Origin of the sequence: Gordonia sp. KTR9 (genome assembly GCF_000143885.2) — a bacterium.
Lineage (GTDB): Bacteria > Actinomycetota > Actinomycetes > Mycobacteriales > Mycobacteriaceae > Gordonia.
Window position 1 is genome coordinate 3,471,156 of sequence record NC_018581.1, and the last position, 13,709, is coordinate 3,484,864.

The window sequence follows — 13,709 nt, forward strand, 5'->3', positions numbered from 1 at the left end:
CGGACGCGAACCCGGGACGACCGGGACCGCCGCGAGATCAGCGATAGGCCGGGAACTCGGGGCTCGACACGTTGTACATCGTCGCCTTGCGGGTGAGCAGATGCGTGAGAGTGCGGGCCTTCTCGGCACCGCGGTCGCTGTCCCCCCACACCACCGTCCGCTTCTCCGACAGGGTGAACTCGATGTCGACCGGTGAGGTCGCGGTGACCCGGATGACCTGCCGCGCCAACGATTCGGGCAGCCCTGCCACCGCCGCGATGGTCTCCTTGGTGGTCGGGTCCGCCGGCCCCGGATTCGGGGTGTCGAGCACCGGGAGCTTGAGGACCTCGGGCGGGACCCCCTGGGTGCGGTCGAAGTCGAGGAACGCGACCCCGGACCTGTCGAGCACGTGGACGTCGTCGCCGTTGTTCACGATCACCACCGGCACCCGCTCGACGACGGTGATGGTCAGCGACGACGGATAACTCCGCTGCACCCGCGCCGATTCGACCGACGGGATCGTGGCGACGCGTTGCGCCACCGCCCGGGTGTCGACCTGCAACAGCGGGGTGCCCGACGGCACGGCCGCGACCCGCAGGATCTCGTCCGCGGGGATCGACCCGTTGTCGCGGACGTCGGTGCCGCGCACCGACATCAGCGGAGTGAGGTAGGCGATCAGGACCAGCCCGACCCCTACCGCGACGACCATGAGCGTGCCGAGGACCATGCGGGACCGGCGGCGCTCCGGCCACCGGATCACGACACCCGCCCCGTCCGGTCGTCGGACTCCCCCGGGCCGCCGACGGCAGATCCGGCCGCATCCGTCTCGGTGGCGGCGTCGGACGCCGACGCCGATTCGAGCGCGGCGAGGATCTCCGGTCCCTGCATGGTGATGTCACCCGCGCCCAGGGTCAGGACGACGTCGCCGGAGCGTGCCAGCCGGGCGACCTGCGCGGACAGACGTGACAGGTCCGGGGCGAAGATGCCCGGTACCGTCAGCTTGTCCGAGATCGTCCGCCCGCTGACCCCGGGGATCGGGGCCTCGCGGGCTCCGTAGACGTCGGCGACGACGACCGCGTCGGCGAGGTCGAGGGCCGCGGCGAACTCGTCGGCGAACTCGACGGTGCGCGAGTAGAGGTGCGGCTGGAACACGGCGATGACACGCCCGCGCGAGCCGTCCGGCCCGCCGCGCGCGGAGACCATGTCCCGCGCCGCCGACAGCACGGCGCGCACCTCGGTCGGATGATGGGCGTAGTCGTCGATGACCTCGACACCGCCGCGCTGTCCGCGGAACTCGAAACGCCGGTGGACGCCACCGAACGAGCCGATCCCGGCGAGGATGCCGTCGAACCGGCCCGGGGCACCGGACCCCGCGTCGGCGGCCGGTGCGCCGACGCGAGCCGCGCCGATCACCGCGGCGATCGCGTTGAGCGCCATGTGCTCTCCGGGAAGCGGAAGGAGCAGCCGGCGGTCCTCGACATCCGGGCGGAGCGGGGAGGTGAAACGGACCGTTGCCGATCCCCCGGACCCGCGCGGTTCCCACGCCAGCATGGTCGCGACGTTGGGGACGGTCGGCGCCAGCGCGGCATGCGTCCCGCGTCCGTATCCGAGGACCTCCACCCCGCGCGCGGTGAGCGACTCGGCGACGCGGCCGGCCAGGGCCGCCGACCCCGGGTCGTCGAGGCACACGATGAGCGAACCGCCTGTCGTGATCCGCGCGGCGAATCGGTCGAACACCTCGACATAGGCCTCGATCGAACCGAAGAAGTCGAGATGGTCGGCATCGATGTTGGTGACCGCCACGACGTCGGGCGTGTACTCGAGCAGCGAGCCGTCGCTCTCGTCGGCCTCGGCGACGAAGACCGGATCACCACCGTGATGGGCGTTGGTCCCCGATTCGTTCAACTCGCCGCCGATCGCGAACGACGGGTCGGTTCCGGCGTGTTGCAGCGCGACGACGGCCATCGAGGTCGTGGACGTCTTGCCATGGGTACCCGCGATCAACAGGCTGCGACAGCCCGCCATCAGCTGGGCCAGCACGCGCGGACGCAGGAGCACCGGGATGCCGCGCGAGCGTGCCGCGACGAGTTCGGGATTGGTCTTCGGGATCGCGGCGTGCGTGGTCACCACGACCGACGGGCCACCGGGGATCTGGTCGAGCGCCGACGGGTCGTGTCCGACCTGGACCCGGGCTCCACGGGTGCGGAGTTCGAGGATGCCGCGACTGTTCTTGGCGTCCGACCCCGAGACCTGACCACCGCGGGCCAGCAGGATGCGTGCCAGTCCCGACATCCCGGCGCCGCCGATGCCGACCATGTGCACACGTCTCAGCTGATCCGGCAGCGCCCCCGACGCCGACGCCGTCTCGTCGCTCACCGTCTCGACGCTCACTGTCTCGTCGTTCGCTGTCTCGTCGTTCGCTGTCTGGTCGTCCGTCGTCTCATCGCTCACGGGACGACCTCCCGCCCCGACGGCGACCGGCACGGAAATTCCGCGCGAGTTCGATCGCGGCGGTGGCCACCGCCGACGCGGCGTCCCGGTGTCCGGTACCCGCGGCGGCGACCGACATCTGTTGCAGCCGCGCCGAATCCTTGAGCAGCGCGGGCACTTCGCGGGCGACCCAGTCGGCATCCACCGTCGAGTCGTCGACGAGCAGTCCCCCGCCGGCCTCCACGACGGGCAGTGCGTTCAGTCGCTGTTCACCGTTCCCGTGCGGCAGCGGGACGTAGATCGCGGGCAACCCGGTCGCCGACACCTCGGCGACCGTCATCGCACCCGAGCGACACATCACCAGATCGGCGGCGGCGTACGCGAGATCCATGCGCTTGAGATATCCGACGGCGCGGTAGGGCGGCGCGTCGTCGACGACCGCGGGGTCGATCGAGTTCTTGGGGCCATAGGCGTGCAGCACGCCGATGCCGGACCTGCCCAGCGTCTCCGCAGCGCCGGACACCGCGTCGTTGAGTCGTTGCGCCCCCTGCGAGCCGCCGAAGACGAGCAGCGTCGGCGCATCGTCGTCGAGTCCGAAGTAATGGCGTGCCTTGGCGCGCAGCGCCGGCCGGTCGAGTTCGGCGAGCACGCCACGGACGGGGATCCCCACGACCGTCGCGTCGAGACCCGAACCGTCGACGGCGGCCAGGACGCGGTCGGCGAACCGGGCACCGACCTTGTTGGCGATGCCGGCCGAGGCATTGGCCTCGTGGATGACGATCGGGATCCGATTGCGCCGGCGCAGGTGCATCTGCGCCGCCAGGTATGCGGGCACGGACACGTAACCACCGAAGCCGATGACCACGTCGGCGTCGACCTCGTCGAGCACCTTGCGGGTGGCGGCCACCGAACCGAGCAGGCGGCCGGGGGTACGGGCCAGATCGAGGCCGGGTTTGCGCGGCAACGGAACCGGCGGGATCAGCTTCAGGTCGTATCCGCGTTCCGGAACGAGATCGACTTCGAGGCCCCGGCTGGTGCCCAGCGCGGTGATGCGGGCGGTCGGGTCGAGTCGGCTGACCGCGTCGGCGACGGCGAGGGCGGGTTCGATGTGACCGGCCGTGCCGCCGCCGGCGACGACCACCGACAGCGGACGGCCGTTCGGCCGCCCTGTCGTATCAGCGTGTACTGCACCCGAACTCACCGGCGTCGTCACTCCATTCAGCCTTTGATCACATCTGCGCGGGACCCGCGTCCGGCGGGTCTCCGGCGGCAGTCGCATGTCCGCGCCGCCGTGTCACCAGCGACCCGCGCCTCGTCCGCTCGCGCCGCGGTAGTCACTCCGCCCGCGGTACTCACTCCGCCCGCGGTACTCACTCCGCCCGCTCGCTCCGCTCCCGGCGCGGGCACTCCCCCGATACCCGACACCGTAGTCCACGCCGCCCCGCGGAGACGGCCCAGGTCGGGCACGTCCCGCGCCACCGCCGCGTCCGGCGGCCGTCGATCGGGCGCCCCCGGTGCTGCCGCCGCCAGCGCGCGGGAACGACCGGCCGTGACGGCGATCGCCGGGCGGGGACTGCGTCGTCTTCGCGGCCCGTTTCCAGGGCAGCGGGAAACGTCGTCGGCCGCGACCGGCGTCCGCCGATGGCGCCCGTCCGCTCGGTGGCCGGCGACGCGTCACCGGTCCTCGAGCACTGTGACCGGCGCCGGCGGCCGCACGCGGGCCTCCCGTGCGTCGCTGGTCCAGTCGGTCGCGCAGCGACTCCGCACGCGTCTGCCGGTAGGCAACCGGCGTCGGGAGACGCAGCCACCGTGCGACGCGGCTCGGTGATCCGCCGGTGAGGGTCGCCACCGCCTCGGGTTCGTGTCTGGCCGCGTTGGCGAGCAGCCCGAGCATCGCGAGGACCGTCAGCGTCGACGTGCCGCCCGCCGAGACCAGCGGCAGCTGGATTCCGGTCACCGGAAGCAATCCGATGACGTACCCGATGTTGATGAAGGCCTGCGCGATGATGAGCACCGTGATGGTCGCCGACATCAGGCGCAGGAACGGATCGGTCGAGCGGTGCGCGATGCGGAAGCCGATGTAGGCGAGGACGACGAAGAGGAACACCACCATGAGGCCGCCGAGCAGCCCGAGTTCCTCGCCGATGATCGCGAAGATGAAGTCGTTGTGCGCGTTCGGCAGATAATTCCACTTGGCACTCGACTGGCCGAGTCCCACACCGAAGACCCCGCCGTTCGCCAGCGCGTAGGTCGCCTGGCGCGCCTGATAACCCGCGCCCTGCGGGTCGTCGACGTTGCCGAGAAAGCTCATCACGCGCTGGGACCGATAGCCCTCGGCGAGGGCGAGGATCACGGCCAGCACGATGCCGGACACCGCGAACGACGCGAACACCTTGATCGGCAGACCCGCGAACCACAGCAGCGCGCCGACGATGATCGCGATGGTGATCGTCGTCGAGAGGTTCGGTTCGAGGATGATGAGCAGGCACACGAGCATGGCCACCGGAACGAGCGGAACCAACAACTCACGCAGCGAGGCGTTGTCCCGCCGCCGGGAGGCCAGCAGGTGCGCACCCCAGATGCACAGCGCGACCTTGACCAGCTCGGACGGCTGCACCGACAGCCCGTAGATGACGAACCAGCGCCGCGCGCCCTGACTGAGCGTGCCGACGCCGGGGATGAGGACCAGGGCCAGCAACACCACCGCGACGAACATGGCGGGGGCGGCGAACCGCCGGAGGAGCCGCACCGGGACGCGCAGCATCAGATAGAACACCACGAGTCCCAGCAACGCGAAGATCACCTGGGTGGCGAACAGACCGTACGCCGACCCCTCTTTGGAGTAGCCCTCGACCGACGACGCCGAGAGCACCATCACCAGACCGAATGTGGTGAGCAGGAACGACATCGTGAGGATGAGCTGATACGACGCGAGCGGTCGGGCCAGCAGATTGCGGATCGCCTCTGCGACGATCGCCGGGACCGACGCGGCGGCCGCAGCACCCGCGGCACCCGCCGATCGGCTCGAGGCGTCACCGGTCGCCGACGCGGTGCCGGCCGCGCGCTTGGTTCCCCGCCGTTCGGCCTTCGTGCCGGTGTCGGTGTCGGTGCCGGCCTCGGTGTCCTCGACGCCGGTGACGCCGTCGGCATCGTCGGGGTCGTTGTCCGCGGCCGGGGTCCGGCTGCTCATCCGACTCACCGTCCGGCGGTGGAAGAGCCGGCGATCCGGCATGCGGCGGCGGCGAAGGCGTCGCCGCGCGCTCCGTAACCGGCGAACATGTCCAGCGAGGCCGCCGCGGGGGCGAGCAGCACGGCGTCGGGGGCGGGTGAGCTCGCGACGGCGAGCGCCCAGGCCTCCTCGACGGCCCGGTCCATGACCGCCACCGATGCCGAGGAGCCCGTACCCGGGAGATCAACCGCTGAGGTGTGGGGACCGGCCTGTCCCGGACGATGCACGTTCACCGTGCCATCGTCTCCTGTGAATACTGTGACTGTTGGGACTTCTGGGGCGTGTCGCGCGATCGCCTCGATCACAAGGTCGCGGTCGCGCCCGATGGCGACCACGCCGACCAGCCGAGCACCCACCGCCGAGAGCATCTCGTCCATCGACGCACCCTTCAGCAGGCCGCCTGCGATCAGGACGACCCGGTCGAAGGCGGCCACGGCGGCTTGTGCGGCGTGCGGATTGGTGGCCTTCGAGTCGTCGACGAAGGCGACACCGTCCCGGGACGCGACGACCTCACCGCGGTGGCCGGCCGGCCGGAAGGCCGTCAGGCCGGCCCGCACCGCGTCGGGTCCGATGCCGACCGCGAGCGCCAGCGCCGACGCGGCCAGCGCGTCGGCGACACCCGACGGGCCGGCCGGCCGCACCGCATCGGCGTCGAACAGGTGGCCGGCGTCGAAGGCGCGGTCGGTCAGCTGCCCGTCCACGACGCCGAGCTGGCCGGGCCGAGGCTCGCCGAGCGTGAAACCGATGCGTCGACCCGTGGCGGGCAGCCCGGACGCGACCGGGTCGTCGAGGCCGACGACACTCACCGCGCCGCGCAGCGCACCCGCCTTGGCGAGCGCATACGCCTCGAACGTACCGTGCCAGTCGAGGTGGTCCTCGGCGACGTTGAGCACGACCCCGGCATGCGGACGGATCGACGGCGCCCAGTGCAGCTGGAACGAGGACAACTCGGCACACAGCACGTCCACCCGCGGCTCGGCCTGCATCGCGTCGAGAACCGGGAGACCGATGTTGCCGCAGGCAGCGCCCGCACGACCGGAGGCCTCGACGATCCCGGCCAGCATCGAGGTGGTCGTCGTCTTGCCGTTGGTCCCGGTCACCACGAGCCAGGTGCGTGGTTCGCCCAGCAGACCCGCCGCGTCGACGCGCCAGGCCAGTTCGACCTCGCCCCAGACCGGGACGCCGACGTCGGCCGCCGCCCGGACCAGATGGTGGGTCGGCGCGAAGCCGGGCGACACGATGACCACCGCGGCCCCAGCGAGCCGAGCGGGATCGGCGAGCAGATCCGACACGGCGATCGCCTCGACGCCGCGCGACACCAGTTCCGCCACCCCGGCGACCGCGGCCGTCGCCGCCTCCCGATCGGCCGGGGACGCCTCGCGGGCGGCGAAGCGGTCGTCGGCGAGCAGCACATCGGCGCCGAGCGTCACCAGGAACCGGGTGGCCGACAGGCCGGCGGTCCCGGCACCGCCGACCACGACGGTCCGGCCGGCCAGGTCGCGTGCGTCGGGTCCGAGCGGGTTCGGATCCGGCACCGGGCGATCAGGCATTGGTGGTCAGGAACTCGCCGTAGAACAGGGACAGCCCGAGGGCACAGGCGATGGCAGTGAGCAACCAGAACCTGATGATCACCGTGGTCTCGGCCCAGCCACCGAGTTCGAAGTGGTGGTGGAAAGGCGCCATCCGGAACACGCGTCGCCCGGTGGTCCGGAAGAAGGCGATCTGGATCACCACCGACATGATCTCGGCGACGAACAGCGCGCCGATGACGACCGCGAGCAGCTCGGTGCGCGTGGTGATCGACAGGCCCGCGAGCATCCCGCCGAGGGCGAGCGAGCCGGTGTCACCCATGAAGATCTTGGCGGGTGCGGCGTTCCACCAGAGGAAGCCGAGGCACGCCCCGCCGCCGGCCACCGCGATCAGCGCGAGGTCGAGCGGGTCGCGCACCTGATAGCAGCCGGTGGTGATCTCGCTGGGCGGCTTGGCGCCACCCGCGCAGGCGTTGACGAACTGGAAGAAGGTGACCAGGACATAGGAGCCCAGGACCATCGCCATCGACCCGGCGGCCAGGCCGTCGAGTCCGTCGGTGAAGTTCACCGCATTCGACCACGCCGCCACCACGAGCCAGCAGAACACCACGAAGACCACCGAGCCGAGCGTGATCGCGTCGATGTCGCGAACGTAGGACAGGTTGGTGCTCGCGGGCGTGTAGCCGTAGTCGTTGCGGAACTGCAGCACCAGGATGCCGAAGAGGATGGCCGCGACGAACTGACCGATCGATTTCGCGGTCTTGTTCAGACCCAGGTTGCGGTGCTTGCGGATCTTGATGATGTCGTCGAGGAAGCCGACGACGCCCAACGCGGTCGCCAGTCCGAGGACGAGCAGGCCGGAGGCGGTCGGCCCGTTCCCGGCGTCGGTGAAGACCCCGACGAGATGGGCACCGAAGTAACCCGCCCACAGCGCGGCGAGGATCGCGACACCGCCCATCGACGGGGTTCCGCGCTTGGTCTGGTGACTCTTCGGACCCTCGACCCGGATCTCCTGCCCGAATCCCTGCCGGGAGAACACCTTGATGAGGACCGGCGTCAGCAGGATCGACACCGCGATCGCGATCGCGCCCGCGAGGAGTATCTGTGTCACCGCGTTGCCCCCGCATCCTCTCCGTACCCGACCGGAATTCTGTCCTCGACCACGATCGTCTCCCCGAACCTGTCCTGTGCCCCGAGCCGGTGTGGTGTCGCCGACCTGCTCGTCCCCGCCCCGCGGGTCACGGTGCCGCCTCCTCGCCGGTCGTCGCGTCGACGACCCGCCATCCCCCGCGCTCCGACCACGCGGCGATGACCGCATCGAGGTCGGCGGTCGCCGTCGCCAGCAGGATCACGTCACCGGCGGCGGGACGCCAGTCCTGGTCGATGTCGGCGAGACCCGCGGCCTCGTCGGCGGTCGCGACGATGCGCGCCTCGTCACCCCAGGAACCCTCCATGACCGCGCCCTGATGGAGGGCGTGAACCGATCGTGAGTCACCCACGCAGAGAGTCTTGTCGACGGCCAGCCGGACCGCCAGGCGACCCAGCAGATCGTGTTCGACGACCCGCTGGTTCTCGGTGAGGCCCGCCGGTGAGGCGAGTTCGGCGATGACCGCCCAGGTACGCCCCGCGCCGGCGGACTCGGCGAGGCGCCGGAGCAGCAGGCGGGCGTCGTCGACCGAGACCGGCGGGTTGCCACGGATGACCGTGACCGATGGCGTCGTCATCACCGCTCCTCGGCCGCCGCGTCGGGGCCGCGGGTGGTCCCCGTCGCCCGCGATGTCGCCGCGCGGGACTCCAGCGCACGGGCGACGACCTCGCGGTCGTCGAACGGATGCTTCACGCCGTTGATCTCCTGACCTGCTTCGTGTCCCTTGCCGGCGACCAGCACGATGTCACCGGGCTGCGCCCACGCGATCGCCGCCTCGACGGCCGCGGCGCGATCGCCGATCTCCCGGACGGGTTCGGCGTCACGGGGTCGCTCGGTCACCGGCACGGCGTACGCCCCGGCGAGCACCTCGGCGCGGATCGCGCCCGGATCTTCGGTGCGGGGGTTGTCGTCGGTGACGACGACGAGTTCGGCGCCGCGCGCGGCGGCCTCCCCCATCAGCGGACGTTTCCCGGTGTCCCGGTCGCCGCCGGCACCGATGACGATGGCGACCCGTCCGGTCGACTGCCCGCGCAGCGTCGTCAGCACCGCGTCGACCGCTCCCGGTTTGTGCGCGTAGTCGACCAGGGCCAGGAAGGGCTGCCCGCGGTCGATGCGCTGCAACCGTCCCGGCACGCTCACCGACGCCACCGCCTCGAGCGCCGTCGGCACCGACACCCCCGCGGCGTGCGCGACGGCGACGGCGAGCAGACCGTTGGCCACGTTGTACCGGCCGGGCAGCGGGATGCGGAGCTCGTGGGTTCCGTCCGGCTCGGAGAACGGTGTGCGTGACGAACCGTCGGGATCGAGCGACGACTCACCGGCGTGCCAGTGGGCCGGCGTCGGCCCGGTGGACACCGTGACCGGCTGCAGATGGGCGGACTCTCCCGGCCGCCGGGCGAGCTCGGCCATCCGTCGACCCCACTCGTCGTCGACGCAGACGACCGCCCGGACGGCATGGGTGGGGGCGGACGGGACGAACAGCTGCGCCTTGGCGTCGAAGTAGGCGCGCATCGTCTGGTGGAAGTCGAGATGGTCCTGCGAGAGGTTGGTGAACGCGCCGATCGCGAAATGCGCACCGTCGACTCGGCCGAGCGCCAGCGCGTGACTCGACACCTCCATGACCACGATGTCGACGCCGTCCTCGAGCATCGCCGCGAGCAGGGCCTGCAGGGTCGGCGCCTCCGGGGTGGTCAGCGAACTCGGCTGGGCGACGCCGTTCACGCGCGTCTCGACGGTGCCGATCAGTCCGACGGAGTGGCCGGCGGCCAGCAGGGCGGCCTCGACGAGGTAGGACGTGGTGGTCTTACCCGACGTGCCGGTGACACCGATCAGCTTGAGCCGCTGCGACGGGTTGCCGTAGACGCGCGCACTGACGTTGCCGAGGACCGTGCGCGGCGCGGGATGGATGAGGACCGCGACGGCGGTCTCCGGCGGCAGCACGCGGGCGAGCTCGGCCCGGCCGGCGGGATCGGTGAGGATGGCCGACGCACCGGCCGCCACGGCCTGGTCGGCGAATCGCGCGCCATGCGTGCTCGACCCGGGCAGCGCGGCGAACAGATCACCGGGCCGGACCTCCTGGGCACGCAGCGTCACCCCGGTCACGGTCGACTCGGCGTCGGCGCCGCCGACGAGGTCGAGCCTGGCCCCGGTGGCGGTGGACAGCACGGACACAAGTGTCGGCGTGACCTCGCTGGGACGGATGGGTCCACCACGCGGGTCTTGTGATCGTCGACGAGACGCCATCGGTGCTCCTCGCCTCCTCGGTTCTTCTCTCGCGGTTCTGCGCTGCGCGAGCGGGTGTGCTCGCCGGTGCTGGTCGGGCGTGACGGATCGGTGCCGGGGTCGGTGGTGCGACATCGGATGGGGCGGGCCGCACGATGCGTCGGCCCTCTCCGGGGGCACGGAATCGCACTCACGATACCGACCCGCCCGGACGGTCCCGGCACACGGTGCGCCCGCGGCCACACGTGTCCGGATCGCCCGACCGGTCGGCGGCGGACGCCGCCGGACTACCGCGCGGTCAGGGTCAGTCGCGGTGTCGGCGCCGACAGCGGCACCTGGGCGCGCTGGAGCATCCACGAGGTGATGGTCGAGAACAGCGGAGCGGCCGACTGACCGCCCGACCCGTCGGAACTACGCCGGGGGTTGTCGAGCATGATCCCGACGACGTAGCGCGGGTTGTCGGCCGGGGCGATGCCCGCGAACGTGATGTTGTAGCGCGAGTTCGAGTAGCAGCCGCACGCCGGATCGACCTGCTGCGCGGTGCCGGTCTTGCCGCTCACCTGATAGCCGTCGACGGCCGCCTTGGTGCCGGTGCCCTGCTGTTCACCCGTCGGATCGTCCTGCACCACCGACCGGAACATGTCCCGCACGGTGCGCGCGGTGGACTCGCTCACGACCCGGACCGGCTGGGGCCGCGCCCGCTGGTCGGGTGTCGACCCGTCGCGCTGTTCGGAGGACAGAATCCGCGGCGGGATACGCAGCCCGTCGTTGGCGATCGCCTGGTACATGGCGGTCATCTGCAACAGCGACATCGAAAGCCCTTGCCCGATGGGCAGGTTGGCGAACGAACCGCCCGACCACTGACTCAGGGCCGGGACCTCCCCCGCGCTCTCCGCCGGCAGTCCCACCCCGGTCCGCTGTCCGAGACCGAACCTCTTGACCATGTCGGCGAAGCGCTCCTCACCGATCCGCTGCGCGAGCATCAGGGTGCCGACGTTCGACGACTTACCGAAGATCCCCGTGGTGGTGTACGGCTCGACCCCGTGCGGCCACGCATCGCGCACGGTCACACCGGCCATCTGGATGCTCCCGGGTACCCGATGAACCGTCTCCGGCCGGGTGATCCCGTATTCGACGGCCGCCGCGGCAGCGATCAGCTTGTTGACCGAGCCCGGCTCGAAGGGGGACGTGACGGCGGGGTTGCCCAAGTCGGCATCGGGCTGCTCGGACAGCGGGATCGACGCGTTGAAGGTCCCGTCGTTCGCCATCGCCAGCACCTCGCCGGTCCTCGCGTCCAGTACGACCGCCGACGCACCCTGCGCACCAGATGCCTGCTTGGCCTTCATGATCTGACTCTGGACGAACCACTGGATGTCGGAGTCGAGGGTGAGCCGCACCGTCGCACCGTTGAGCGCCGGATGCACGTTGCGCATGCTGCCGGGGATGATCGCGCCGTCCGATCCGCGGTCGTAGGTCCGCGAACCGTCGGTTCCGGACAGGATCGAGTCCAGCGACGCCTCGAGCCCGATGAGGCCGTTGCCGTCGTAGTTCACGTCACCGACCACGTTCGCGGCCAGCGACCCCCCGGGGTAGAGACGGATGCTCTGCGGGTCCGCGCCGACCTCGGGGAACTCCTCAGTGATCCGTGACGCGACATCGGGGCTCACCGAGCGGGCCAGGTACACGAAAGTGTCCTCGCCGGTGACCTTCTCGAGCAGATCCGCTTCGCTGATCGACCCGCCCAGGGCCACCGACACCCCCTTCGCGATCTCCTTGAGCCTGGTCTCGACGTCCGGCAGAGCCGGATTCTTGCGATGCTCTTCGTCGATCGTCTTGCGAACGGCCTTGGGCAGGAACGTCAACGATCTGGCTTCGTCGGTGTAGGCGAGCGGCCGCCCGTTGCGGTCGAGGATCGCTCCGCGTTTGGCGGTGAGCACCTGGGTGTACTCGCGCTGCTGCGCGGCTTCGGCGGAGATCGCCCCGGCCTGCACGGTGTGCACGACGATCATCTTGACCGCGACCGCGAGAACCACGAGCAGTACCAGTACTCCCGCCGCGCGCGCACGGAACACGAAGGTCTGCGGTCCCCGGCCGTTCCGTCCGCCGGTCCCCGGACGCTTCGGTCCCCCCGACCCCGCGGCGGGCCGCCGCCCGGGGCGGCGTCCCGGTCGTGCCGGCCCCGCGCCGAGCCGCTCGAAGGTCGCACGTGTCATGGTCGTCAATTGTTCACCGCTTCAACGTGGTTACACCGGATTTGACCCCGGCGGGTTGGAGATGACGCCGGAGACCCGGCGCACGTTGCGTGCCGGGCCGCCGATGAACTCACGGGGCGGGCACCACATTCGGCGCGGGAGTCGGCGTCGACGACGCGGCCGGCGGAACCACGCTCGTTCCCTCCGGCACCGAATCGGTCCCGGACGGCAGCGGATTCGCGCCGGGCGGGGCGGTTTGCGACGGTGCGGGTTGCGACGGCGCCGGTTGTCCGCCGGTCGGTTGCGATGGTGTGGGCTGCGGGGTGGTCGTCGGACCCGCGTCTGGCCCGTCCGAACCCGACCGTCCACCCAGACCGATCGAGTCATCGACCCGGCTCGGGTCGACCTGGTCCGCGGGATCCGGTGCGGTGTCGGGGTTCAGACTCCCCATCGGCCGGCCGGAGGCCGGTACCGGCTTGCCCACCACTCGCGGCCGCCGAGGGTCGTCGACGATCATGCGGGCGGGGTTGTCGGCCGGGATCATGCCGAGACGCGCTGCCTTGTCGGACAATTCGGGCGCCGAATTGCCGGATTCATAGGTGCGCTTGAGGGCGTCGCGTTGATCGATGAGGGACTGATTCTGTGTGCGCTCGATTCCCAGCTTGTAGGAGTCCTGCGCCGCCTTGGTCGACAGCCACAGGCTGAGGCCGAGGCCGAGCACCAGCAGAGCGATGACCGGTACGACGAAGGGGGTGTGCTGCAATCGCTCTCGCAGGGACACCCCGGTCATCGACAGTCCACCGCCGGTACGACGCGACGGTGCGGCACGACCTGCCGCGGTGCGGCGGTGGCGCCGGTCGAGTGCGCGTTGGGCGGCGCGCGACCGGGTCGCCCGCTCGGACTCGATGCGGGTCCGGCGTGACCGTCGGGAGTCGCGGTCGTCGTCGGCACGCGACGGGGCCTCGTGCAGGATGGTCATG

General features: G+C 71.1%; 10 protein-coding genes. All 10 read right to left on the reverse strand.

Annotation, left to right across the window (positions count from 1 at the left end; genetic code table 11):
• Positions 1–37: 37 nt before the first annotated feature.
• Positions 38–739 carry a cell division protein FtsQ/DivIB gene (locus tag KTR9_RS16315; protein ID WP_014927290.1) on the reverse strand — a complete coding sequence of 234 codons (702 nt, stop codon included), beginning with the start codon at positions 737–739 and terminating at the stop codon, positions 38–40.
• Positions 736–2,355 carry a UDP-N-acetylmuramate--L-alanine ligase gene (gene murC, locus KTR9_RS16320; protein ID WP_044508019.1) on the reverse strand — a complete coding sequence of 540 codons (1,620 nt, stop codon included), beginning with the start codon at positions 2,353–2,355 and terminating at the stop codon, positions 736–738. Before murC ends, KTR9_RS16315 begins: the two co-directional genes overlap by 4 nt.
• Before the next feature lie 64 nt (positions 2,356–2,419).
• Entirely contained in the window at positions 2,420–3,550 is a 1,131-nt protein-coding gene (gene murG, locus KTR9_RS16325; RefSeq protein ID WP_044506913.1) for an undecaprenyldiphospho-muramoylpentapeptide beta-N-acetylglucosaminyltransferase, read from the reverse strand.
• 153 nt (positions 3,551–3,703) lie between these two features.
• Positions 3,704–5,599, reverse strand: coding sequence for a putative lipid II flippase FtsW (ftsW, locus tag KTR9_RS16330; RefSeq protein ID WP_014927293.1), 1,896 nt, complete (start codon positions 5,597–5,599; stop codon positions 3,704–3,706).
• A gap of 5 nt (positions 5,600–5,604) precedes the next feature.
• Positions 5,605–7,188, reverse strand: coding sequence for a UDP-N-acetylmuramoyl-L-alanine--D-glutamate ligase (murD, locus tag KTR9_RS16335; RefSeq protein WP_014927294.1), 1,584 nt, complete (start codon positions 7,186–7,188; stop codon positions 5,605–5,607).
• Entirely contained in the window at positions 7,181–8,278 is a 1,098-nt protein-coding gene (gene mraY / locus KTR9_RS16340; protein ID WP_010843661.1) for a phospho-N-acetylmuramoyl-pentapeptide-transferase, read from the reverse strand. Before mraY ends, murD begins: the two co-directional genes overlap by 8 nt.
• A 127-nt stretch (positions 8,279–8,405) precedes the next feature.
• Positions 8,406–8,891, reverse strand: coding sequence for a hypothetical protein (locus KTR9_RS16345; protein ID WP_044506915.1), 486 nt, complete (start codon positions 8,889–8,891; stop codon positions 8,406–8,408).
• Positions 8,891–10,558, reverse strand: a complete 1,668-nt coding sequence (locus tag KTR9_RS16350; RefSeq protein WP_014927296.1) for a UDP-N-acetylmuramoyl-L-alanyl-D-glutamate--2,6-diaminopimelate ligase — start codon at positions 10,556–10,558, stop codon at positions 8,891–8,893. Before KTR9_RS16350 ends, KTR9_RS16345 begins: the two co-directional genes overlap by 1 nt.
• 266 nt (positions 10,559–10,824) lie before the next feature.
• Entirely contained in the window at positions 10,825–12,750 is a 1,926-nt protein-coding gene (locus KTR9_RS16355; RefSeq protein ID WP_044506917.1) for a peptidoglycan D,D-transpeptidase FtsI family protein, read from the reverse strand.
• A 109-nt stretch (positions 12,751–12,859) separates the two neighbouring features.
• Positions 12,860–13,708, reverse strand: coding sequence for a hypothetical protein (locus tag KTR9_RS16360; RefSeq protein WP_014927298.1), 849 nt, complete (start codon positions 13,706–13,708; stop codon positions 12,860–12,862).
• Position 13,709 lies beyond the last annotated feature (1 nt).

What these genes read in the sequence shown, in the direction of transcription:
- KTR9_RS16355 (WP_044506917.1), bottom strand. Translation starts at nt 12,750, where the DNA reads ATGACACGTGCGACCTTCGAGCGGCTCGGCGCGGGGCCGGCACGACCG.
- murD (WP_014927294.1), bottom strand. Translation starts at nt 7,188, where the DNA reads ATGCCTGATCGCCCGGTGCCGGATCCGAACCCGCTCGGACCCGACGCA.
- KTR9_RS16345 (WP_044506915.1), bottom strand. Translation starts at nt 8,891, where the DNA reads ATGACGACGCCATCGGTCACGGTCATCCGTGGCAACCCGCCGGTCTCG.
- KTR9_RS16350 (WP_014927296.1), bottom strand. Translation starts at nt 10,558, where the DNA reads ATGGCGTCTCGTCGACGATCACAAGACCCGCGTGGTGGACCCATCCGT.
- KTR9_RS16360 (WP_014927298.1), bottom strand. Translation starts at nt 13,708, where the DNA reads ATGACCATCCTGCACGAGGCCCCGTCGCGTGCCGACGACGACCGCGAC.
- ftsW (WP_014927293.1), bottom strand. Translation starts at nt 5,599, where the DNA reads ATGAGCAGCCGGACCCCGGCCGCGGACAACGACCCCGACGATGCCGAC.